The following is a 22243-nucleotide window of genomic DNA, read 5'->3' on the forward strand; positions in this document are numbered from 1 at the left end:
AAGTGTGTTGAACAAAAATTTCAACATTCAGGTCAGATGATGCCGTTCGCGATAGCCGTCGGACTGCATTTCGACGAGCCGAGAATGGGTCCGGCGATACTCGAATTCGATGTCGTCGCTCGCCGCGAGTGACTCGATCGGCGCCTCCGCCGTCATCGCGAGAAGCGAGCGATGTTCGTAGAGCTCGTCGACCAGCGTGATGAATCTTTTCCCCTCGTTGCGGCGCTCCGGCGTGAAGCGCGGCACGCCGTCGAGCAGCAGCGTATGGAAGTGAGTCGCGAGCGTCAGATAGTCGGCGGCACCCAGCGGACGCCCGCAGAGCGCATCGAAGGTCATGAAGGCCGTTCCTTTGGCAGCGCGCATTATTTCGAATTGGCGCCCCTGCACGGTGAAGACCGCGGGCTCGCCCTTCGCGCCGTCCGTCAGCACCGTCCAGATCTCCTCGAGCTGTGCGCTCGCGGCCGCGCCCAGCGGAAAAAAATACAGCGGACGACCCTTCATCCGCAGCAGCCGGTAGTCGGTCGGACCGTCCAGCTCGAACAGGTCGAGCTGCTCGGCGATGAGCGCGATGAAGGGGAGAAAGCGCTCGCGCTGGAGCCCGCCCCGGTAGAGGTCGGAAGGGGCGGTGTTGGAAGTCGCCACCACCACCACGCCTTTCTGAAAAAGCGCCTCGAAAAGCCGACCCAGGAGCATCGCGTCGGCGATATTAGTCACCTGGAACTCGTCGAAACAGAGCAGCCAGCTCGATTCCGCGACTCGGGTCGCCAGGGCCGGAATCGGATCGCCCTCGTTGGTCTGGCGCCACTCATGCATCGACTGGTGCATCTCGAGCATGAACTCGTGGAAATGGACCCGGCGCTTGGCCGCGATCGGGGCGGTCTCGAAGAACAGGTCCATCAGCATGGATTTGCCGCGTCCGACAGGTCCGAAGATATAGAGCCCCTGCGGCGCCGGCTCCTGGGCGTGGCGCACCAGCCCGAGCCGTTCGCGCCAGCTCCTGGATCCGCCGCCCGGCCGGTAATTCAAAAGCGCGTGATAGAGGAGCTGGAGTTTTTCCGCCGCCATGGCCTGGCTCGGATCGGCGGCGATGGCGCCGGACCCGACCAGGGCGCGGTAGCGCGCGAGCGGTCCCTGCCCCGACCCGCCGCCGAGATCGGGCACCGCTTCCGGATGTCCCGCGGATCCGGCTTCGGCTGTCATCGGCCTCCCGACACATCCACGATGGTGCCGGTCACATAGCTCGCATGGGGCGAGAGCAGGAAGACGATGGCCTTGGCCACCTCGAGCGCCGAGCCGACCCGGCCCAGCGGCACGCTGCCGACCAGGCGTTTCAGCCGGCCCGCATCGCCGACGGAACCATGGATCTCGGTCAGGATCAGGCCGGGCGAGACGGCGTTGACGCGGATGCCTTCGCGCCCGACCTCCCGCGCCAGCCCGATCGTCATGCTGTCCACCGCGCCCTTGGAGGCCGCGTAATGCACGAACTCGCCCGGACTGCCGAGGGTCGAGGCGCGCGACGAGACATTGACGATGGCGCCGCCGCTCCCGCCATTGCGGGTCGACATCCGCTTGACCGCCTCGCGCGCGCAGAGGAAGGCGCCGATCACATTGAGGCGCATGACCGCCTCCAGCGTCTCGGCCGCCAGATTCTCGACCCGGCCGCTCGCGCCGATGATGCCGGCATTGTTGACGAGCCCGTAGATCGGCCCGAACTGCGCCTCGGTCTCCTCGAACAGGCTGATGACCTGGTCTTCCTGCGAGACATCCGCCTGGATGGCGATCGCCGTGCCCCCGGCCTTCTCGATCGCCTGCACGGTGCGCGCCGCGGCCTTGCCGTTGCTGTTGTAGTTGACCGCCACGCGATAGCCCTGCGCCGCCGCGAGGCGCGCGGTCGCGGCGCCGATGCCGCGACTGCCGCCGGTGACCAGCAATACCGGTCCCTTGCCTGACTTGCTCCGAGTCGCCATGGCGCTCAATCTATCCGAACCGCCGGGAACCGAAAGTCCGGCGTGGCGGACGCCCGCCGAAATCGAGGCGCCCTGACGAATCGAGGAGAGAGCTCATGAACGAAGACGTCTTCAACATGTCCCTGCGGAAATTCCTGAAGCAGGTCGGCGTGACCTCGCAGCGCGCCATCGAGGTTGCCGTCCGCGAGGCGGCGGCCCAAGGCCGGACAAAGGGCAAGGGGCCGCTCAAGGCCCGGATGACGCTCACGATCGATTCGATCGGGCTTCGGCACGAGGTCGAGGAAGAGATCGATCTCGGCTGAGGCTCAGCCCAGCCCGCGCGCGAGCGCGTTCACCAGCTGGCGGGCGATGACGCGGTTGGGATCGAGATTGGGATTGAAGATCGGGAGGTCGAGCCCGACCGCGCGGCCGCTGCCGACCGCGGCCTTGAGGACCGCGACCAGCTCCTCGAATTCGAGGCCGTCGCTCATGCGGTAATCGACCGCCGGCATGACCGCATCGTCCAGCACGTCGACATCGAGATGGATCCAGAATCCCTGCCGGTCGCTGCCGGCGAGCTGGCGCGCGGCGGCGGCGGCGGCATCCGCCACCCCGGCCTTGCGGACGGTCTGCAGGTCGAGAACCGTGATGTCGGTCTCGCGGACGTCCTGGCTGCCATATTTGAGGGCCATGGCCGCGTCGCGATGGCCGAAGAGGACGATGTCCTCATCGCGCACGTAAGGCCGGCCGCCATCGAGATCGGTCACGATCGCCGGGCCCCGGCCCGAGACCAGCGCCAGATCCATATCCGCCGCCTCGCCCGTGAGCGAGGCTTCGGGCTGGTAGAAATCCGCATGGCCATCGAGAAACAGCAGACCGTAGCGCCCCCGCCGGCGCAAGCCCAGCAGGCAGCCCAGCAGGATGCTGCAATCGCCGCCGAGCACGACCGGGAACTCGCCCTGATCGACGGCGGCGCCGACCTCGTCGGCCAGGCGCGGCGAATATTCGGCGATCCCCTGCGGGTTGAGCATCTTCGTGTCCGCATCGCGCACCGGATCGTAGTCCGGCGGCTCGACCCGCCCGGCGCGCCTGGCATCCAGCGCCCGCGCCAGGCCGAGCTGCAGCAGGACCTCGGGCGCGCGCTCGACGCCGCTCGGCCAGAGCCCCAGGGGCGAAGGCGCTTCGATGATGGCGAACCGGGTCATGCGTGGTCTCCCTTCCGATCGCGTGAGATCGTGACTCTAGGACGCGGCACCCCGCATCGCCCAGCCGGGTTCTCCAGGCCGCCCGCCGCGGCCGTCAAGGATTCAGGCGGACAAGTTCGGCCAGATAGGCCTTCTGGGCAACGAGAAGACGCTCATGCGCGCCCGGTTCCGCCGGCGCCGTGAGATTCGTATTGGCGATGAACGAGCCCAAGAGCGTGAAGCTCGTGACGCCGGCCAGCAATGTTTGCTGCCCCTCGACCTCGACCGCCGAGGCCAAGCCGACATAGAGCGCGTTGCTGTCCTTCCCAATCACGCCGAGCACTTGAGAACCGGAGAGCTCGATGCCTTCGACCTTGCCGTTGACCTCCCGCTCGATCTCGGCCATGTCGATCTCGGGCATATGCTTCTGCATCTCGGCGATGAATTCGGGCAGCGAGATCCGGAAGGTATGGGGCGTTCCATCCTGCAGCTGGACGCTCGTGTTCCCATAATGGCTGTAGCCGGGAGCTCGACCCGCATGCCAGTCGTCGAGCTCGGTGCAGAGCACGAAATGCATCAGCACCAGGCCATGACCCGCCTGCGCCTTCTGGACGGTATCCATGACAAGGGCGTCAGCCGGATTGTTATGGTCGAGAACGCAGTATCCCTCGGGCGGCACGATCGAGAGTGTCTTGCTGCCAACCTGGATCTCCTCGGCATAACCGCCGGAAACGAGGAACAGGAACGTCGCCAGGGTCAGGATCAGGAAACGCAGGAGCGCGGGCGGCTGTAGCTTGTGCATGTCGGCTCAGGGATTGCTGCGGATCAGTTGGGCGACATAGGCCTTCTGGGCGTCGATCAGCTTGTCGAAGGCGCCCTCGCCCATCGGGCGGTAGAGGTTCACCGAGGCGGGCACCGAGCCCAGCGTCGTCACGGCGCCGACGCCGGCCAAGGGATATTTCTTGCCGCCGACCTCGAGCACGCCGAGGAAGCCGACATAGAGCGCATTATGATCCTGGTCGAGAAGGCCGAGAAGTTGCGGGCCTGAGGCCTGGGTCTCCGTCACCTTGCGGCTCGCCTGATCCTCGATCCGTGTCACATCGGCGGGGTCGAGCTTGGGCACCTTGGGCGCCATGATGTCGAGATATTTCTGGCGCGACAGGGGGAGCGGCTGCGGCGCGCCCGGATAGTTGAGCGGCAGCATGATGCGGCCGAACTCGCTGAAGGCGACGGTCCCGGTTCGCCATTGAGGGAACTCGTCGCAGCGGCCGAACTGGAGCACGACCTGGTTCTTGCCGGCCTGGACGTCCTCGGCCCGCTGCATCGCCGCCGCATCGAACGCGTTGCCGCGATCATAGCTGCAGGAACCCGCGGGCGGCTGGAGCGAGAGCGTCTTGCCGCCGGCAGTCACGTCCTCCGCGGCGAGCGGGCCGGCGAAGGCCAGCAACATCGCGAGCGCCACGATCCCAGCACGCATGCGTGTCAATTCCCCCGGGGCAATGAAACGACGCTTGCGTGCCCCGCCCGGCCGATCGCGGCCCGATGGGGACGGAACCCGGTGGCGCCTAGCGGCGCGCCACCATCAGCTTCTTGATCTCGGCGATCGCCTTGGCCGGATTGAGGCCCTTCGGACAGGTCTTCGTGCAGTTCATGATCGTGTGGCAGCGATAGAGCCGGAACGGGTCCTCGAGATCGTCGAGCCGCTCGCCGGTATATTCATCGCGGCTGTCGGCGATCCAGCGATAGGCCTGCAGCAGGATGGCCGGCCCCAGATAACGGTCGCCATTCCACCAATAGCTGGGGCAGGCGGTGCTGCAGCAGAAGCAGAGGATGCATTCCCAGAGCCCGTCGAGCCGGGCGCGCTCCTCGGGGCTCTGCGGATGCTCGCGGCCCGGTGCGGGCGACTTGCTCTTGAGCCAGGGCTCGATCGAGGCATATTGCGCATAGGCCCGGTTGAGATCGGGCACCAGATCCTTCACCACCGGCATATGGGGCAGCGGGTAGATCTTCATCTCGCCCTTCACGTCGTCGATGTATTTGGTGCAGGCGAGCGTGTTGGTGCCGTCGATGTTCATGGCGCAGCTGCCGCAGACGCCTTCGCGGCAGGAGCGGCGGAAGGTGAGCGTCGAATCCATCTCGTTCTTGATCTTGATCAGCGCGTCCAGAACCATCGGACCGCATTTGTCGAGATCGACCTCGTAGGTGTCGAGCTGGGGCGTCTCGCCCGAATCCGGATTCCAGCGATAGACCTTGAAATTGCGGATGCGCTTCGCCCCGGCCGGGGCCTTGTGGATCTGTCCGGGCCGGATCTTGGAATTGGCGGGTAGGGCGAACTCGGCCATCGTCGTTCGAATCCTCTCTCCAGGCAGATGTCTTGCGGGCGGTCCGTCGCGACCCGGGCCGGCCCAGAACGGCAAGGCTACGCGGTTTTAGGCGCGATTCGATGCCAAAGGATTAACTAGCTGTTTTCGTTCGTCTTTGCCAGTCCGACCGGGGCCTCTTTGCGCATTTCCAGATAGCCATAGCCGATCGCGAGGCCGGCGCCGATCCAGACCAGGTCGCGCGCGCGGCGGACCAGGGCCACCGCCACCCCGACCGAAGGCTCGCCGGCAAAGGCGCCGTAGAGCAGCAGGAACGCCCCCTCGACCGCGCCCAGGCTCCCGGGGATCAGACCGGTGGCCTGGCGAACCAGCTGCACCACAGCCTCGATGATGAGGATCTCGGGGACCGTGAGCGGATAGCCCAGCAGGCTGGAGATGACATAGAGCTCGAGCGCCCCCAGCAGCCAGCCGGCGAAGGCGAGCGCGAGGGCGGCGGCAAATCGCGGCGAGGATTCGACATAGAGACGGTGAAGCTCCCGATCCACGGCGCGGATCTCGCCAAGGAAGCGCTCCAGCCCGGCGGCGAAGCGGAAACGATGGATGAAGCCCACGAGCCGCGAGGTGATCCGGAAGCGCTGCACCAGGAAGAATCCCAGGATCCCGCCGGCGAACAGCAGCGACCCGATACCGATCGCGGTGACCGTATCGGCCCCCAGCGTCGGCTCCCGCAGCATCAGCGCATAGGCGATGCCGAGGAACGGCAGGAAGGACAGAAGGAGCGAGGTGCGCGCCACCAGGAGCGAGGCCACGGTCTCGCGCGGATCGAGCCCCCGATGCTTGACCAGGATCAGGCCCTTGGCCGGCTCGCCGCCGAGCCCGCCCAGGGGCGTCACGACGTTCAGCATCTCGCCAACCAGCCGCACCCGCCAGAGCCAGAGCCAGGGGCGAAGCTTGAAGGGCAGCGCCGGCAGCACGGCGAGCCAGCTCGCGACATCGGCGCTGAAAACCAGGGCCGCCGCCGCCATCACCAGGAGAAAGCCCCAGCCGAGCCGGCCGAGCAGGGCCAGGACCTGCCCCAGATCGATGCTGGCGAGCACCGCCACCAGCAGGCCGGCGCCGACGACGACCATCGCCAGCTTGACCCAGAGTCGGGACGGAATCGGATTCGCCATCGTCAGTGCACGTCCAGACCGCGAGGCATCAAAACACTTCGAGCCCCCTCCCCTTGCCGGAGGAGGTAGGGGGAGGGGTGCAGCCGCGACATGCAATCGCGTGCGAGGCACCCCCCTTCCCAACCTTCCTCCTCAAGAGGGGAAGGGACAAGTGAGTGAGAGCAGCTCGCTCCTTTGCAGCCGTCGCGCTCACGCCGCGGGGCGCAGCATATGTCGGTGCAGCCAGGCGAAGTAAACCGCGAAGATCGGCGTCACCGCCGCTGCGACATAGAGCAGCGGCAGGCCCCAGCCGAGCCAGACGACGATCGGGATGAGGACGGTCGAATCCTCGGCGTCGAAGCCGGCGAAGCTGGAGAGCTCGGCCGCGCGCTGGCCCTTCTGCCCCTCGGCCCACATCACCACGCCGAGGATGAACATGACGGCGAAGCCGGCGAGGAAGCCCAGCGCCACCGTCCAGCCGCCCAGCTCGGTGAACCGCAAGCCGATTCCCAGACCAATGAAGATCGCTGCGTTACAGACCGAATCCGAGACGAGGTCGTAGTAATGCCCGATCTTGCTCATCTTCCCCGACAACCGGGCCAGCATCCCGTCCGCCCGGTCGAGGAGCATGGACAGGATGAACAGGAAGCCGCCGATCGTCAGCCAGAGCGGCTCGCCGTCGGCATAGGCGGCCGCCGCGCCAAGGCCGGTGGCCAGGCGCAAGGTCGTGATGTGATTGGGTTGTACCGGGGTATTCACCAGCGGCCGCACCAGGGGCGTAACCAGGCGGTGGATCCAGGTGTTGTGGCTCATGGCTTCGGGGCCCGTCGCAATATTATTGACTTATTAACGCGGCGGCCCTTAATCACGGCACTAGCAAGGGAAAGGTCCGCTGAAAAGCGTGACCTGGGGACAGTAGGAAATCTTGCCGAGATTGGCCATAGGTAAGCTCGACCCGAGCCAGGTCGAGCAATTCAAGAAGCGTGGCTTCACCGTCCTGCGCCGGGCCTTCGGTGGCGAAGCCGTGGCGCAGTTCGACGCCTGGGCGACCGACCTTGTGCAGCAGCCCGAGGTTTCCGGGCACCAGTGGGTCTATCGCGACCCCAGTCTGCTCGATCCTTCCCAGCGCATCATCACCCGGATCGAGCGGATCTCGCCCTTCCACAAGGGCTTCGAATCCCTGACCCTCGCCCTCAAGCCGCTGGTCGAGCAGCTCCTGGGCGAGCCGGCGGCCCTCTTCAAAGAGAAGATCAATTTCAAGTTCCCCGGCGCCGACGGCTTCAAGCCGCATCAGGACGCGCAGGCCGGCTGGAACAATTACGCGGATTTCTTCGTCTCGGCCCTGGTCTGCTTCGACGAAGCCACCACCGCCAACGGCTGCCTGCAGATCGTCGACAATTACGAGCATAAGGGCCTCGCCCGCCTGTGGGAGCCGCTGACCGAGAGCGACCTCGCCGGCATGCATTGGGTCGACCTGCCGACGCAGCCCGGCGACATCATCTTCTTCGACAGCTATGTGCCGCACGCCTCGCAGCCCAACATGACCGACCGGATGCGCCGCATCTACTATGCGACCTATAACCGGGCCTCGGCCGGCGAGCTCATGGAGCGCTATTACGCGGACAAGCATAAGAGCTTTCCGCCGGACATCGACCGCGACCCGTCGAAGCGCTACGTCTTCCGCGTCTGATCGCCGTCTGCTTCTGAGAGCCGGGGCGCGGCGTCGCCATCGGCGGGGCCGAGATCTTGTTCAGCCCCGATCGTCAAGCCTCGCGCTGGACCGGCGCCTGCTGCTGTCGGCACCCCTGCGACGTGCCGGCCTCCGACCACCACCGGTTGAAGGCCTCGGGCTGGTCGCTGCAGATATTCCTACCCTGGCGGATCCCTCGAGGCCGGATCGTCTTAACCGCACCCCATGTTCATGTTACGATTTTGCCCTGGCCTCCGCTGCCCAAGGCGCATTCAAAAGATCGGGACCGCCCCATGAGCAATCCAGCCTTCTACCTCGAAGCGACGGCGCTTCGCTCCCCCGATGCCACCGCCGTGATCTTCCGCAACCGGCATTACAGTTACGCCGAAATCTACCGCTGGTCCTCCCGGCTGGCATCCGGCCTTGCGGCGCGAGGCTACGGCAAGGGCAGCCGCATCGCCCTTTCCTGCAATAATCGCCCCGCCTTCCTCATCGCCTATTACGGCATCCTCATGACGGGTGCGGCGGTCGTCAATCTGCTCTGGACTTCGCCCGAGAACGATTTCGCCTACCTGCTGGAAGATGCCGGCTGCGACGCCTTTCTCTGTTTCGATCGTTACGGCGATCGTGATGTGGCGCCCCTGGCGATCGCGGCCGCCGCGCGCGTGCCGTCCTGCCGGGAGGTCATCATCCTTCCGGAGGACCCCGAGGCAGCCTCTCCCATCCCTGGCGTGCCCGCTCTCTCGGACTTGATGCGGGGCCAGCCCGATCTCTTCACGATCCGTCATTTCGCGAGACATGATCCGGCGCTGGTCACCTACACCTCGGGCTCGACCTCCCGCCAGAAGGGCATCGAGATCTCGGCCGGCGCCGTTGCCGAGGCGGTCAATCTCACCATCCCCCTCTTCTCGATCGAGCATACCGCGGTGCGTCTCTCCATCTTCACGATGGAATGCATCATGACGCAGCTCTTCCTGGTGCTGCAGCCCACCTTCCTGGGTCAGGCCGTCGTCTATCTCGAATGCGAGAACGCAGAGACGCTGATCGACGAGGCGACGGGCGGGCAGGTCTGGAAGAACATCATCGAGCACGATGTCACTTTCATCGTCTCGGTCCCGAGCTTCTATCGCTGGCTTCTGGATCATGTGGGCACGCTCGCCAAGGACCAGATCCCGCTCAAGCTCTGTATCAGCGGCGGCGCCGCCCTGCCGGCAGCCTGGGAGAAGGAATTCCGCGACCGGCTGGGCGTCGATCTCGCCAACGGCTACGGCGCTTCCGAAACCTGCGCCGCGCTCGCCTGGTCCTGGCCCCGCAGCGGCAACCGCGAAGGCTTCGTGGGCAAGATGATTCCCGGCATCGAGGCTCGCATTGTCGACGAGAACGGCCAGGATCTGCCGCTGACGTCGCAGGGTCATCTGCTGGTGCGTTCGCCCGCCATGATGACGCGTTATCTCAATCGTCCGGATCTGACGGAGAAGGCGCTTCAGGACGGCTGGTATTGCACCCGCGACATCGCGACCTTCGACACGGATGGCTATCTCAAGATCGTCGGGCGGATGGACAGCCGGATCTCGCGCGGCAACGAGCATATCCTGCCCGAGGAGGTCGAGAGCCTGCTGCATCGCCATCCGGCCGTATCGCTGGCGGCGGTTGTGGAAGTTCCGCATCCGTTTCATGGGCATGACGGCAAGGCCTTCGTCACGCTCAAATCCGACCTCAAGCCCGAACAGCAGATCGAAGCCGCGACGCTGCTGCAATGGCTGAAGAAGCAGCTTCCGGACGGCCAGTCGCCGGGCGAGCTCGAGATCCGCGAGAGCTTGCCCATGACCAACACCGGCAAGATCGCACGTCACGTGCTGGCGCAATCGGCTCTATAGGTCGAAAGGCCGACCGGGACGATCTGCAAGATCCCTGCGCCGGCCAAGCGCTAGGTGATGTCCCAGACCATCTGCCGGTCGTGCTCGATGAGTTCGCAACCGAGATTCTTGTAGAAATCGATCGCCGGGCGGTTGTTGGAGATCACCATCCAGACGATCCGTTCGGCATCGGCGTGCAACGCGATGCGCTTGGCCTCGTTCATCAGAGCCCGCCCAACCCCGAGGCCCCGGACGGCGGGAGCGGTGAAGACCCCGATGACGAAAAGAGAACGATAGATTTCCCACACGCCCCAATGCCAGGAAAGATAGCCCACCGGCTTTCCGTCCTGCTCGGCGATCAGGACTTTGCAGACCGGGTTGGGTCCGAATGCCAGATCGAATGCACGATCGAGATCGGCCTGCGTCGGAAAATCGGACGGATCCCCGTCTTCGTCCGCGCCCGCCGGACTTGGATAGAGCTCGGCGTGAAGCCGCCCCAGATGCTGAAGCAGATCCCGGACCAGACCCCCGAGCGCCTTGCGATCCTCGATCACGGCTTCTCGAATGACCAAGCTCATCCTTCACCCTCATACGCCAAATGGCTTACCCATCGCCCCCGAGAGATCCCGCCCCTCTTCCCGGGAAAACGGAAACCCATGATCGTTATCGGACGCAACGATGGCAGCGGCGGCCGGCGCCCTGTTTTAAGTCAGCGAAAGGCGCCGGGCTGAAGAAAGCGCCTCGATCAACCGCCGTGCAGCGCCGGCTCGACCACTTCATGCGCGCGGCGCAGATCCTCGGGCGTGTCGATCTCGATCCAAGCCATGCCGGTGATGTCCTCGCAGCCGATGCGATGCGTGGAATCGGCGAAGAAGACTTCGCGCATCGCCGGCTCATAGGGCTCGGCCGCCCGGCCGTTGGCGACGAAGCGTTCGGTCGCCGCCGCCAGGCGGTCCGCCATCAGCGGCTCGAGCTTGAGGAAGCCCGGCCATTCGCCCATCGCCTCGAAATCGCCGCTGACGATCTTGCCGAACTCGACCAGCTGCCCGCCACGCAGGCAGGCCTTCACCGGCTCGGGGCCGGGCTCGAGGTCGCGATCGATCAGCAGGCAGTTGCGGTGCGGCGACTGGATCAGGCGCTGCAGCACGACGGGGTCATAGAGCACGTCGGCATCCATGAAGAGGATGTCCGAGCCGCTGCGCAGCACATCGCGCGCGGCGCAGAGCGAGACCACCGCCCCTTCCTCGAAGCGCGGATTATGGATCGTGTCGATCCAGGATTTGGCGCCGATCGCCGCCAGCTCGGCATGGATCTCCTCGGCCTTGAATCCCACCACGATCGTCATCCTCTCGATACCCAGCGATTCCAGGATCGCGATATGCCGGCGCAACAGCGTCTTGCCGCCGAATTCGAGGAGACATTTGGGATGGCCCGCGCCATTGGACAAACGAATACCGCGCCCGGCGGCCAGCATGATCGCGTGCATGGGCTTCAGCGTCCTGGAGCGTCAGGGCGGAGGGGAGCGGTCGCGCGCAGCGGGCTCAATAGACGCGCGCCTTCGGTGGGAACGACTGCACGTCGTTCGAGAGCGGCTGCATATGGACCGGGCGGTAGTCGATCCGCGGCTTGCCGTCCTCGCCGCACCAGACGGCCGTGTGCTTGAGCCAGTTCTTGTCGTCGCGCTCGGCGTGATCCTCGCGCGCATGGGCGCCGCGGCTCTCGGTACGGTTGACCGCCGAGGCCACCGAGACCACCGCCTGGATCAGCAGATTGTCGAGCTCGAGCGTCTCGACCAGATCGCTGTTCCAGATCATCGAGCGATCGGAGACGCCGACATCGGAGCGCCGGCTCCAGCAGGATTCGAGCAGCTTCAGCCCTTCGCTCAGTACCTCGCCGGTGCGGAACACGGCGCAGTTCGACTGCATGATCTTCTGCATCTCGAGCCGCAATGCCGCCGTGGGCGTATTGCCCTTGGCATGGCGCCAGCGATCGAGCCGCGCCAATGCGGCATCGCCCGAATTCGCCGGCAGCGCCGGCACCGGTTCCTCGGCATCGAGCGTGGCGGCGCAGCGATTGGCGGCGGCGCGGCCGAACACGACCAGATCGAGCAGCGAGTTCGAGCCCAGCCGGTTGGCGCCATGGACCGAGACGCAGGCCGCCTCGCCGATCGCCATCAGCCCCGGCACGACGCTGTCGGGATTGCCGTTCCTGATCGTAACGGCCTCGCCGTGATAGTTGGTCGGGATGCCGCCCATATTGTAGTGGCAGGTCGGCAGCACCGGGATCGGCTCGCGCGTCACATCGACGCCGGCGAAGATGCGCGCGGTATCGGCGATGCCGGGCAGGCGCTCATGGATGATCTTCGGATCGAGATGCTCGATATGAAGATGGATATGGTCCTTATGCTCGCCGACGCCGCGGCCTTCGCGGATCTCCATGGTCATGGCACGGCTGACCACGTCGCGTGAGGCGAGGTCCTTGGCCGAGGGCGCATAGCGCTCCATGAAGCGCTCGCCGGCCGAGTTCGTCAGATAGCCGCCCTCGCCGCGCACGCCCTCGGTGATGAGGCAGCCGGCACCATAGATGCCGGTCGGGTGGAACTGGATGAACTCCATGTCCTGCAGCGGCAGCCCGGCGCGCAGCACCATCGCATTGCCATCGCCGGTGCAGGTGTGGGCGGAGGTACAGGAGAAATAGGTACGGCCATAGCCGCCGGTCGCCAATACGACCGACTTGGCGGCGAAGCGATGGATCGAGCCGTCATCGAGATTCCAGGCCATCACCCCGCGGCAGCGGCCTTCCTCGTCCATGATCAGGTCGAGGGCGATATATTCGATGAAGAACTCGACCGAGTGCTTCAGCGCCTGCTGATAGAGCGTATGCAGGATGGCATGGCCGGTGCGGTCGGCGGCCGCACAGGTGCGCTGCGCGATGCCCTTGCCGAAATGCGTGGTCATGCCGCCGAAGGGGCGCTGATAGATCTTGCCTTCGGGCGTGCGGCTGAAGGGCACGCCGTAATGCTCGAGCTCGATCACCGCGGGAGTCGCCTCGCGCACCATGTACTCGATGGCGTCCTGGTCGCCGAGCCAGTCCGACCCCTTGATGGTGTCGTACATATGCCAGCGCCAATCATCCTCGCCCATATTGCCGAGCGAGGCCGACATGCCGCCCTGGGCCGCCACCGTATGGCTGCGGGTCGGAAACACCTTGCTGATGCAGGCCGTGCGCAGGCCCTTGGCCGCCATGCCGAAGGCGGCACGCAAGCCGGCTCCGCCGGCGCCCACCACCACCACGTCATAGGCGTGATCGACGATCGGGTAGGCCTGGCCGTTGATTTTGGGCGCTGCCGTCGGCGCTGCCGATTCAGCCATGAGACTTAGCCTCCGAAGGCGGTATCGAAGAGGGCGATGGCGGTCGCGAGCGCGAGGCCGATGCAGAGGAAGCGCAGGCCGATCACCAGGATCAGCTTGACCGCTTCATGATGAACATAGTCCTCGACCACCACCTGCAGACCCAGCAACGCGTGCCAGAAGCCCGCCCCCAGCACTAGCAGCATCAGGCCGAAAGTGACGGGCGAGCCCAGCCACTGCGTGGCGCCGGCGCGATCGATGCCGGCATGAGCGACGAGGCCGGCGACCAGCCAGACCAGGAGCGGAATCAGCGCCAACGCGGTGAGGCGCTGAAGCCACCAGTGTTGGACGCCTTCCTTGGCGGAACCGAGACCGCGGACGCGGCCGAGTTCGCTGCGCAGATCGGCGCTTGGCTTGACCATCAGAGCCCCTCCATCTGCCAGTAGCCGAGGCCCCAGGCGAGCAGCGTCAGCAGCAGCGCCAGGATGACCGCGGTCCAGCCGGTGATCGACATCGTCTTGAGCTCGAAGCCCCAGCCCATGTCCCAGAAGAGATGGCGGATGCCGTTGGCCAGATGGAAGAACAGCGCATAGGTCCAGCCGAACAGCAGGAGCCGGCCGAGGATGGAACCGATCAGGCCCTGCGCCTGGGCGAAGGCCTCGGGCCCCACCGCCGCCGCGATGATCCAATAGACCAGCAGCAGCGAGCCGACCGCGAGCGCGATGCCCGTGATGCGATGCAGGATGGAGAGGACCGAGCTGATCTGCCAGCGATAGATCTGGAGGTGGGGCGAAAGCGGCCGGTTCTGTGTCGCCATAGCTCGATGATTCCTGGCCCTTATTGAAGCCCGGCGGTGATTTAGACCCCGCCGGAAGGCAAGTCAATTCCGCCCCGTCCGGTCATACCGCATCTGCGGAATGTGGATAGGAAGGTGGAAAGACTGTGCACAGAATGTGCACTTCTCCACCAGCTATACACAGGAAAGATGACCCGGCGGGTAAAAGCAGATTGCCCGCCCGGCGCGATTCGCCTCAAGCTTCCCATTGCACGCGAAAGCGTCGACCTGAGACCGCTCGCAGACATACGCGCAAGGCATGGACCGCCCCCGTCTGACGTGCCTCGGGGGCATATCGGGCGAGAGCCCCATGCCGATGGTGCCGCCAGGCGCCCGCCCAATCCGCGAGTTCGGTTTTCGGCCGCAGGGGACGGGGGAAGGCCTTCGGGCCTTTCCGTCCGCGATCTGGCGCCGGCGACAGGGGATCCGCGGGCCGTCCTTCGGGGCGGCGCAGGGATTGAACCGTCGTCGGGACGGCATGGCGGGCTGCCCTCCAACGAGCACTCGCCGACCCGGTCGGTCTCTGATGTCTGAGCCTTCGGGCCGGGCGGATAGGGGCCTGAAAGACGGCGCCGGACTCGTCTCGCGCAAGCGGTCGGTCCGGATGGCGTCGGAAGAGCGCGCCTTGGCTGTTCGGTCCGGAGCCCATCCGGGACCGACGCAGGTGCCGCCGGGCGGCTGGTCCGAGGGTGAACCACCAGGAGCCGTCGGGTGCTCGGCGCTGCCGGCCTCGCCCGAGGCCGGCTTTGCTCCGAGGCGAAGGTCGAAATTGCGGTTGCTGGATGCCAGGTCCGGGCTTGCCGCGTAGATCGACTGGGAAAGGCCCCGCCGCTTTTTCGTGCCGGAGCCCTTGCCGGCTCCGGAGGCGTCAGTCAACGCCCCGTTCTGCGGGGCGTGGCGCGCGGAGTCCCTAGAGGCTCCGCGCGCCTGACGCCTCGAATCCGTTTAACATGCGCGAGTCGCGCGATTCAACAAGATTTGGTGGGAGTTGTAGCGCCGGCCCCTAGATGTGGCCGGGGCGCCCCTGGTCTTCGGCAGCTTGCCGGAGCGGGACCCTAGAGCGGCGGCTCGAACTGCGGCCGCCAGAGCAGGTCCTGCTGGTACTTCGGCATCTTCTTCCAGAGCGCGTTGTTCTTGTTGAAATCGTCCAGCAGCCAATTGGTCTGGCCCCCATCGCGCAGCCCATAAAGCTGGTCCCAGGCCAGCGGCATGGATTGCTTGAAATAGGCCGCGCTCTCGCCCTTGGTCGGCAGGGTGAAGCCACGTTGCAGCTCGATCGCATAATACTGGCCGGCAATCTGACGCTGGTAAGCGTCTCGAACCGGCACGTCCATGGCGTTGCAGCCGGCGAGGCCCATCCAGGCGAGGGCGCCGATCAACATCCAGCGGCGCGAGGCCGACATCCGAAGCCGTGGGGTCATTGCGGAAGAAGCTCCTGAAAATCCCGGGCGCATGCCGGCCGGGCGCCTTTCTTCATCAGCCGCGGCGCGGCAGCAGCGCCCAATAGTCGAAATCGAGCACGACCGCCGGATCGGGATTGCCGTCGGGCGCCTTGTCGGGAAATCCCGCGGCCGGCTGGTTCTTGGCGGCGACCAGCCGCAGACGCAGCGCGCCGGCATTCGCCACGCCCGGCAGCTCCGCCTTCGCCAGCACCTCGCTCCAGGCAAAGATCGTATCGCCGGCGAAGCTGGGGTTCGTGTGCCGGCCGCCATTGATGGCGAGCAGCTTCAGCGCATTGCCCAGCCCGTTGGCCGAAAGCGCGCGCGCCAGGCTGATGATATGGCCGCCATAGACGATGCGCCGCCCAAAGCGGCCGTCCTTCTCGGCATGCTGGTTGAAATGCACGCGCGCATTGTTCTGATAGAGCCGGGTCGCGGTCATATGACACGACTCCTCGATCGTCATGCCGTCCACATGATCGATGCGCTCGCCGGGCTCGTAATCCTCCCAGCGATGCGCCGAGCCGGTGACGGCCGGATCGAAGCGCGTCAGATCGAGCCCGCCACCGACTTCCAGCGCCGGCGGCGGCAGGGCGGCGACGAGATCGGGAATGACGGCGGCCGGCGCCGGCGACTGCGGATCGCGCTTGCGCACCAGCACCCAGCGCACATAGTCGACCACCATCGCGCCGCGCTGGTTGCGCCCGATCGAGCGCACATAGACCACGCCGGTCTGGCGGTTGGAATTTTCCTTGAGGCCGATGACGCGCGAGGTCGCCGCCAGCGTGTCGCCCGGATAGACCGGCGCGCCGAACAGCCCTTGCGCATAGCCCAGATTGGCGATGGCGTTGAGCGAGATGTCCGGCACGGTGCGGCCGAAGACCAGATGGAACACCAGCAGATCGTCGAGCGGCGCCTGCGGCAATCCCAGGTCGCGGGCGAAACCGTCGGAACTGGGGAGCGCGAAACGGTTGCCGGTCAGGCCCGTATAGAGCGCGACGTCGCCGGTCGTGACGGTGCGGGGAATCGCATGGCGGATCTCCTGCCCGAGCCGGAAATCCTCGAAGAAATTGCCGGCGCTGGTCTTGGTAGAAGCGGTCATCGCGAGAGCCCCCTCCCCCTACCCCCTAAGTTAATGTGATCGCTTCGCTCTACTTTAAAGCTTCGATCGCGATCTATGTCACACACGCCCCCTCCCCTTGCGGGAGGGGGGAGGGGGAGGGGTGGGCCCGAGCGGGCTTCGTCGATCATGCGGCGATCATGCCGGCTTGCCGTCGCCGCGTTCGCGGGCGGCGATGGATTCGGCCAGTTCGACGATGCGTCGCGCGTTCAGCACATGGAGATTCTCGATCAGCTTCCCGTCGAGCACGACGATGCCGCGGCCGTTGGCGGTCGCGTCGGCATGGGCGGCGATCACGCGGCGCGACCAGTCGACATCGGACGCCGCCGGCGCGAAGGCCTTGTTGGCGGCCGCGATCGTCTTGGGATGGATGAGGGTCTTGCCGTCGAAGCCCATCTCGGCCCCCTGGTGGCAGGCGATCTCGAAGCCGGCATCGTCATCGAGGTCGAGATGCACGCCGTCGAGGATGGCGAGCCCGTAGGCCCGCGCCGCCAGCATGCAGAGGCCGAGGCTGGTGATGAGCGGCAGGCGGTCGCGCGTATGGGCCGCATGCAGATCCTTGGTCAAGTCCGAGGTGCCCATGACGAAGCTCTGCACCCGGCGCGAGGCGCCCGCGACCTCCTCGGCGTTCAGCATCGCGCGCGGCGTTTCCATCATGCACCAGAGGGTGAGCGCTTCGGGCGCGCCGTTGGCGACCAGCACCGTCTCGGCCTGGCGCACCGTCTCGACGCTCTCGACCTTGGGAATCAGGATGGCGTCGGCGCCGGCGTCGGCAACCGCCGCCAGATCGCCATAGCCCCAGGGCGTGTTGAGGCCGTTCACGCGGATCACCACCTCGCGCGCGCCGAACCCGCCGGCCTTGACCGCATTGACCACCTGGATCCGGGCATCGCGCTTGGCCTCGGGCGCCACGGCGTCCTCGAGATCCATGATCAGCACATCGGCCGCCAGGGTCTTGGCCTTCTCGAGGGCGCGAAGATTGGAGCCGGGGGTATAGAGCGCGCTGCGGCGCGGACGGGTGGACTGGAACATGGGCAGTCATTCCCTGATCTGACGAGGCGGTTTCGCGACAGGCCGGACGCCCGAGCCCCGCCGGAAGCTGCGCGACTATAGCGAAACCGGAACGGTGAAACAGCGGCCGGCGCCGGCCCTCTTTCAGGTAGGGGGCGCCGGCCGGATTGTCATCGTGACAAGCGCAGAAAAGCTGGGTTCGCCACCCCCTTCGGGGGCTCTCTTGCCGCCTTCCCAGCGGGCCGGCCCGCATGGGAGAGTGCGCCCCTCATCCGAGGGCCTCCATGAACATCCTGTCGATCTCGTCCCGCGTCACCTATGGCCATGTCGGCCATGCCGCTTCGGTCTTCTGCCTGCAGCGGCTGGGCCATGAGGTCTGGCCGGTCGAGACCACGCTGCTCTCGAACCATCTGGGCTATCCGGCCTGGGGCGGACGCCAGCTCACGACCGAGGAGGTGGCGATGGTGCTGGACGGGCTCGAGCGGTTCGGCGTCTATCCCGAGGTCGATGTCTTCGCCACGGGCTTTCTCGGCAAGGCGCCGCAGCTCGCGGTCGAGACCCTGGCCAAACTGCGCCGCAGCCGGCCCGACATGCTCTATGCGCTGGATCCGGTGATGGGCGAGCGCAAGGGCGGCCTCTATGTGCCGGCCGAAACCGCGGCGCTCATCAAGCGCGAGCTCCTGCCCGAGGCCGATCTCACCTTCCCCAACATCTTCGAGCTCGATTATCTCTCGGGCAGCCGCGTCGAGACGCTCGAGGATGCGATCAGGGCCTGCGAGGCGATCCGCGCACAGGGAAGGCCCGGTCTCGTCGTCATCGCCACCGGCATCGAGCGCGTCGACGGCCATCCGCAGGCGATCGAGACCATGGCGGTCGGACCGCAGGGCGTGTTCCTCGCCACGGCCACACGCCATCCCCTGAAGGCGCACGGCACCGGCGACTGCTTCGCCGCGTTCTTCCTCGGCCACTATCTCAACAACCGCCACGACCTCGAAGCCTCGCTGGGCCTCGCCGCCAGCGCCATGGCCGCGGTGGTCGAAGCGACCGGCAGCGCGAGAGAACTGGCGCTGGTCGCCGCGCAAGACGCCTTCGCGAACCCGCCGAAGAAAGCGACGCTGCAGCGGTTGAGGTAGCGCGATCTGAGTTATCGTCCCCCTCCCCCTGCAAGGGGGAGGGCTAGGGAGGGGGCTGCACCGACCGAGCGGCCCCCTCCTTAATCCTCCCCCTGAAGAAGGGGGAGGAGACAAGAAAGAAAGCGCCGCTTCCGTTTTCCGCCTTACAGATAATTCTCCGCCAGATGCTCGGCGATCTGGATGGCGTTGAGCGCCGCCCCTTTGCGCAGATTGTCGGAGACCACCCAGAGCGAGAGGCCGTGGGGCACCGTCGTATCGACGCGCACGCGGCTGACGAAGGTCGCGTCGTCGCCGACGCATTCGACCGGCGTAATATAGCCGCCGGGCTCGCGGCGATCCTCGAGGATCACGCCCGGTGCGCTCTGCAGCGCATCGAACGCCTCCTCGACCGAGATCGGATTCTCGAATTCGAGATTGATCGCCTCGGAATGGCCGACGAAGACCGGCACCCGGACGCAGGTCGCGACCACGTCGATGTTGGGATCGAGAATCTTCTTGGTCTCGACCTTCATCTTCCATTCCTCCTTGGTCGAGCCGTCTTCCATGAAGACATCGATCTGGGGAATGGCGTTGAAGGCGATCTGCTTCGGGAACTTGTTCTTCACGATCGGCCCGGCCATGTAGATGGCGCGCGTCTGGTTGTAGAGCTCGTCCATCGCCTCCTTGCCGCCGCCCGAGACCGACTGGTAGGTCGCGACCACCACGCGCTTGATGCGCGCGAGATCGTGCAGCGGCTTCAGCGCCACCACCATCTGGATGGTCGAGCAGTTCGGATTGGCGATGATGTTGCGCCGGGTGTAGCCCGCGATCGCGTCGGGATTGACCTCCGGCACCACCAGCGGGATCTCCGGATCCATGCGGAAATGCGAGGTGTTGTCGATCACCACGCAGCCGGCCTTGGCCGCGCGCGGCGCATGCACGGCCGAGACCTTGGCGCCGGGCGAGAACAGGCCGATATCGAAGCCCTTGAAATCGAACTTGGCGAGATCCTGGCAGCGCAGGACCTCGTCCTCGCCGAAGGAGACTTCCTTGCCGACCGACCGCTCGGACGCCAAGGCCACGACCTCGTCGACCGGAAACTCGCGCGCTGCCAGCGTCGCCAGCATCTCTCGGCCGACATTGCCGGTGGCACCGACGACCGCTACTTTGTAACCCATTGTCTGCTCGCTCTTCTTTGTGTTGACTGTGAATTAGTGGGCAAACCGCGCCGGCGCAAGCGCCGGGCGGCGTGACGGGACGGAGCGCGAGGTCGCACCCCGATGAAAGCCGCGATGAGCTATGCCGAGTTCTGGCCGCGCTATCTCAAGGCCCATGCCCAGCCGGGCACGCGGCTCGTCCATTTTCTCGGCACCGGCCTCGCCCTCGCCTGCCTGCTCTGGGCCGCGATCGCGCAGGACTGGCGCCCGCTGATCGCGACGCCGATCCTGGGCTACGGCTTCGCCTGGTCCGCACATCTCATGATCGAGGGCAATCGCCCTGAAACTTTCGGTCATCCGTTCTTCTCGCTCTTCAGCGATCTCCGCATGCTGTTTCTCTGGACGACGGGACGCCTCGACGGGGAGTTGGTGCGGCTGGGTCTGAAGGCCCCTTAGGGCATCGATCCAAGCCGCCAAAACGCGAAGGGCCGCCCGATCCGGGGCGGCCCTTCGCGCTTGATCTCCCTGGGGAGTGAACGCTCAGCCGCCCGTGTCGCCCTCCGGCTTCACAGTGGTGGTCGTCTTGGTGGTGGTCGTGTCGCTCTGCGCGATGACCGCGCTGGAGGCCTGGGCCGTCGTCGTGTGATTGCAGGCAAAAGCGGATGACGTCGCGCCGAGCGCAACCGCCGCCATCACCAGATATGCTGCCAGACGAGCCATCAGAGGCCTCGAAACCCGATTTCGACGCTAGGCTAACCGATGCCGGTCCAGCCTGTCGAGAAGGTTATCCGCCTGTTGTGGTGGAGGGCGGGTTAACGGGCGGGGTGGCTGGCGGCTGGCCCTCCGTCTGGTTCTGGAGGGCCGGCGGCTTAATTGTCCCGTATTTCTTGAGATAATAGCTCTTGGGACCGCCGCAGCCGCAGGGCGCCGCATCTTCGGTGGCGCTCGCCGGGGTCGCCGCGACGGTCGCGGCCGGGCTGCCCGGCTGCGATCCGGTGTCGGCCCAGACCGCAATCCCCCCGACCAGGGCGACCATGGCGGCCAGAACCAAGATTCGGGCCTTCGGGTTAGCGAACCATTTCATGGGTCCGAGCTTAGCCGTTCTGCCGGTTCCAAGTCACCTGGCGGGACCCGGCCCGGCGGCCCACGCGACAGGGTGCGGTCAGCTTCGGCCCCTAGGGTGAGGCAGACGGTCGATCCCGATCGAACCCCCAAAGGAGACCCTCGTATGCGCAAAATCACCCTGGCGGCTGCCCTCACGATCATTCTCGGCCTGAGCTCGCAGATGGCGTTCGCCGAAGAATCCTGCGAAGGCTCCGGCCCGCAGCTCACCAAGGAACAGATCGAAGCGAAGCTCAAGGCTGCAGGCTATGTGGAGATCAAGGAGATCGAGCTCCATAGCGGCTGCTACGAGGCCAAGGGTCTCGACAAGGACGGCAAGCGCTTCGAGCTCGAGATCAATTCCTATACCGGCAATATCGCCCAGGCGGAGTAGCGCCGGCCATGACCGCGCCGCCGATCGCCGGCAAGTCCCTGGCATCGGACGAGCCTTGCGAGAAGGGCTGGATCAAGGTCTGGGATCCGCTGCTGCGGGTCTTCCACTGGAGCTTGGCCGGCGCGGTCATCACCGCCTATGTCTCGGACGGCGCCCGGACGGTCCATGAGAGCGCCGGCTATATCGCGCTGGCGTTGGTGCTGGTCCGTCTTCTCTGGGGCGTGGTCGGGCCCCGCCATGCGCGCTTCGCGGATTTCCTCCGCTCGCCGCGGGCCGTCTATGATTATCTCGGCGAGATCCTGACCATGACCGCGCGCCGCTATCTCGGGCACAACCCCGCCGGCGGCGCGATGATCGTGGCCCTGCTGATCCTCGTCACCGTCACCGGCGTCAGCGGCTGGCTGACCACGACCGATCGGTTCTTCGGTGTCTGGTGGATGGAAGGCCTGCATTCGCGCTCGGCCGATCTGCTGATCGCGTTCGCCGGCCTTCATGTCGTGGGCGTGATCGCCTCGAGCGTCCTGCACAAGGAAAACCTGGTGCGGGCGATGATCACCGGCAGGAAACGGCCCTGAC

The 22243-nt window shown here is 66.0% G+C and carries 26 protein-coding genes; 7 read left to right on the top strand and 19 right to left on the bottom strand.

Features of this window, described 5'->3' with window-relative positions; genetic code table 11:
• Window positions 1–27: 27 nt before the first annotated feature.
• Window positions 28–1200: a cell division protein ZapE gene (gene zapE / locus FRZ44_RS24315; protein ID WP_151179617.1), complete on the bottom strand. Its 1173-nt coding sequence runs from the start codon at window positions 1198–1200 to the stop codon at window positions 28–30.
• Entirely contained in the window at window positions 1197–1967 is a 771-nt protein-coding gene (locus tag FRZ44_RS24320; protein WP_151179618.1) for an SDR family oxidoreductase, read from the bottom strand. The genes zapE and FRZ44_RS24320 overlap by 4 nt, the downstream gene beginning before the upstream one ends.
• 95 nt (window positions 1968–2062) lie before the next feature.
• On the opposite strand from FRZ44_RS24320, the gene FRZ44_RS24325 reads away from it, so the two are divergent.
• A complete protein-coding gene (locus FRZ44_RS24325; protein ID WP_151179619.1) occupies window positions 2063–2269 on the top strand; it encodes a DUF6494 family protein in 207 nt (68 codons plus the stop codon).
• 3 nt (window positions 2270–2272) lie between these two features.
• Here the strand turns inward: FRZ44_RS24325 and FRZ44_RS24330 are convergent, their stop codons facing one another.
• From FRZ44_RS24330 to FRZ44_RS24355, 6 genes are all read right to left on the bottom strand, one after another.
• Window positions 2273–3151, bottom strand: coding sequence for an arginase family protein (locus FRZ44_RS24330; protein ID WP_151179620.1), 879 nt, complete (start codon window positions 3149–3151; stop codon window positions 2273–2275).
• Window positions 3152–3245: 94 nt separating this feature from the next.
• Complete coding sequence (locus tag FRZ44_RS24335; protein WP_151179621.1) at window positions 3246–3932, bottom strand: hypothetical protein; 687 nt, start codon at window positions 3930–3932, stop codon at window positions 3246–3248.
• Between the two features lie 6 nt (window positions 3933–3938).
• Window positions 3939–4607 carry a hypothetical protein gene (locus tag FRZ44_RS24340; RefSeq protein WP_151179622.1) on the bottom strand — a complete coding sequence of 223 codons (669 nt, stop codon included), beginning with the start codon at window positions 4605–4607 and terminating at the stop codon, window positions 3939–3941.
• 88 nt (window positions 4608–4695) lie between these two features.
• Window positions 4696–5472, bottom strand: coding sequence for a succinate dehydrogenase iron-sulfur subunit (locus FRZ44_RS24345; protein ID WP_151179623.1), 777 nt, complete (start codon window positions 5470–5472; stop codon window positions 4696–4698).
• Window positions 5473–5588: 116 nt separating this feature from the next.
• Window positions 5589–6623, bottom strand: coding sequence for a flippase-like domain-containing protein (locus tag FRZ44_RS24350; protein WP_151179624.1), 1035 nt, complete (start codon window positions 6621–6623; stop codon window positions 5589–5591).
• 189 nt (window positions 6624–6812) lie between these two features.
• Window positions 6813–7415: a CDP-alcohol phosphatidyltransferase family protein gene (locus tag FRZ44_RS24355; protein WP_151179625.1), complete on the bottom strand. Its 603-nt coding sequence runs from the start codon at window positions 7413–7415 to the stop codon at window positions 6813–6815.
• Window positions 7416–7536: 121 nt separating this feature from the next.
• Here FRZ44_RS24355 and FRZ44_RS24360 point away from each other — a divergent pair, with 121 nt between their 5' ends.
• Together FRZ44_RS24360 and FRZ44_RS24365 are read left to right on the top strand one after the other, a co-directional pair.
• The gene (locus FRZ44_RS24360; protein WP_225308430.1) at window positions 7537–8292 is read left to right on the top strand and encodes a phytanoyl-CoA dioxygenase family protein; all 756 of its coding nucleotides are present in this window, start codon (window positions 7537–7539) and stop codon (window positions 8290–8292) included.
• Between the two features lie 293 nt (window positions 8293–8585).
• On the top strand, window positions 8586–10169 hold the full coding sequence (locus FRZ44_RS24365) for a class I adenylate-forming enzyme family protein (protein WP_151179626.1): 1584 nt from the start codon (window positions 8586–8588) through the stop codon (window positions 10167–10169).
• A gap of 50 nt (window positions 10170–10219) precedes the next feature.
• On the opposite strand, the gene FRZ44_RS24370 is transcribed toward FRZ44_RS24365, so the two are convergent.
• The 8 genes from FRZ44_RS24370 to FRZ44_RS24405 all read right to left on the bottom strand — a co-directional run bounded on the left by FRZ44_RS24370 (window position 10220) and on the right by FRZ44_RS24405 (window position 17924).
• Window positions 10220–10726 (bottom strand): GNAT family N-acetyltransferase, encoded by a 507-nt coding sequence (locus FRZ44_RS24370; protein WP_151179627.1) that lies wholly within the window; start codon window positions 10724–10726, stop codon window positions 10220–10222.
• Window positions 10727–10893: 167 nt separating this feature from the next.
• The gene (locus FRZ44_RS24375; RefSeq protein ID WP_151179628.1) at window positions 10894–11634 is read right to left on the bottom strand and encodes a phosphocholine cytidylyltransferase family protein; all 741 of its coding nucleotides are present in this window, start codon (window positions 11632–11634) and stop codon (window positions 10894–10896) included.
• A gap of 55 nt (window positions 11635–11689) precedes the next feature.
• Window positions 11690–13519, bottom strand: a complete 1830-nt coding sequence (sdhA, locus tag FRZ44_RS24380) for a succinate dehydrogenase flavoprotein subunit (protein ID WP_151179629.1) — start codon at window positions 13517–13519, stop codon at window positions 11690–11692.
• Between the two features lie 5 nt (window positions 13520–13524).
• On the bottom strand, window positions 13525–13920 hold the full coding sequence (gene sdhD / locus FRZ44_RS24385; RefSeq protein ID WP_151179630.1) for a succinate dehydrogenase, hydrophobic membrane anchor protein: 396 nt from the start codon (window positions 13918–13920) through the stop codon (window positions 13525–13527).
• On the bottom strand, window positions 13920–14315 hold the full coding sequence (sdhC, locus tag FRZ44_RS24390; protein WP_151179631.1) for a succinate dehydrogenase, cytochrome b556 subunit: 396 nt from the start codon (window positions 14313–14315) through the stop codon (window positions 13920–13922). The genes sdhD and sdhC overlap by 1 nt, the downstream gene beginning before the upstream one ends.
• A 1073-nt stretch (window positions 14316–15388) precedes the next feature.
• Entirely contained in the window at window positions 15389–15754 is a 366-nt protein-coding gene (locus FRZ44_RS24395; protein WP_151179632.1) for a hypothetical protein, read from the bottom strand.
• A 55-nt stretch (window positions 15755–15809) separates the two neighbouring features.
• Window positions 15810–16874, bottom strand: coding sequence for a MaoC family dehydratase (locus FRZ44_RS24400; RefSeq protein WP_151179633.1), 1065 nt, complete (start codon window positions 16872–16874; stop codon window positions 15810–15812).
• Between the two features lie 156 nt (window positions 16875–17030).
• Window positions 17031–17924, bottom strand: a complete 894-nt coding sequence (locus tag FRZ44_RS24405) for an HpcH/HpaI aldolase/citrate lyase family protein (RefSeq protein WP_151179634.1) — start codon at window positions 17922–17924, stop codon at window positions 17031–17033.
• Between the two features lie 263 nt (window positions 17925–18187).
• Between FRZ44_RS24405 and pdxY the strand changes: the two genes are divergently transcribed.
• Complete coding sequence (gene pdxY / locus FRZ44_RS24410) at window positions 18188–19036, top strand: pyridoxal kinase (RefSeq protein ID WP_191908283.1); 849 nt, start codon at window positions 18188–18190, stop codon at window positions 19034–19036.
• A 143-nt stretch (window positions 19037–19179) separates the two neighbouring features.
• Here the strand turns inward: pdxY and FRZ44_RS24415 are convergent, their stop codons facing one another.
• The gene (locus FRZ44_RS24415; RefSeq protein WP_151179636.1) at window positions 19180–20193 is read right to left on the bottom strand and encodes an aspartate-semialdehyde dehydrogenase; all 1014 of its coding nucleotides are present in this window, start codon (window positions 20191–20193) and stop codon (window positions 19180–19182) included.
• Between the two features lie 102 nt (window positions 20194–20295).
• On the opposite strand from FRZ44_RS24415, the gene FRZ44_RS24420 reads away from it, so the two are divergent.
• The gene (locus tag FRZ44_RS24420; RefSeq protein ID WP_225308431.1) at window positions 20296–20628 is read left to right on the top strand and encodes a DUF962 domain-containing protein; all 333 of its coding nucleotides are present in this window, start codon (window positions 20296–20298) and stop codon (window positions 20626–20628) included.
• A gap of 84 nt (window positions 20629–20712) precedes the next feature.
• Here the strand turns inward: FRZ44_RS24420 and FRZ44_RS24425 are convergent, their stop codons facing one another.
• Both FRZ44_RS24425 and FRZ44_RS24430 read right to left on the bottom strand, forming a co-directional pair.
• Complete coding sequence (locus FRZ44_RS24425) at window positions 20713–20892, bottom strand: hypothetical protein (RefSeq protein WP_151179637.1); 180 nt, start codon at window positions 20890–20892, stop codon at window positions 20713–20715.
• A 64-nt stretch (window positions 20893–20956) separates the two neighbouring features.
• Complete coding sequence (locus FRZ44_RS24430) at window positions 20957–21256, bottom strand: hypothetical protein (RefSeq protein WP_151179638.1); 300 nt, start codon at window positions 21254–21256, stop codon at window positions 20957–20959.
• A 144-nt stretch (window positions 21257–21400) separates the two neighbouring features.
• Here FRZ44_RS24430 and FRZ44_RS24435 point away from each other — a divergent pair, with 144 nt between their 5' ends.
• Together FRZ44_RS24435 and FRZ44_RS24440 are read left to right on the top strand one after the other, a co-directional pair.
• Window positions 21401–21667 (top strand): PepSY domain-containing protein, encoded by a 267-nt coding sequence (locus FRZ44_RS24435; RefSeq protein WP_151179639.1) that lies wholly within the window; start codon window positions 21401–21403, stop codon window positions 21665–21667.
• Between the two features lie 8 nt (window positions 21668–21675).
• A complete protein-coding gene (locus FRZ44_RS24440; protein WP_151179640.1) occupies window positions 21676–22242 on the top strand; it encodes a cytochrome b/b6 domain-containing protein in 567 nt (188 codons plus the stop codon).
• The last annotated feature ends 1 nt before the right edge of the window (window position 22243 follow it).

Source organism: Hypericibacter terrae (assembly GCF_008728855.1).
GTDB classification, from domain to species: domain Bacteria; phylum Pseudomonadota; class Alphaproteobacteria; order Dongiales; family Dongiaceae; genus Hypericibacter; species Hypericibacter terrae.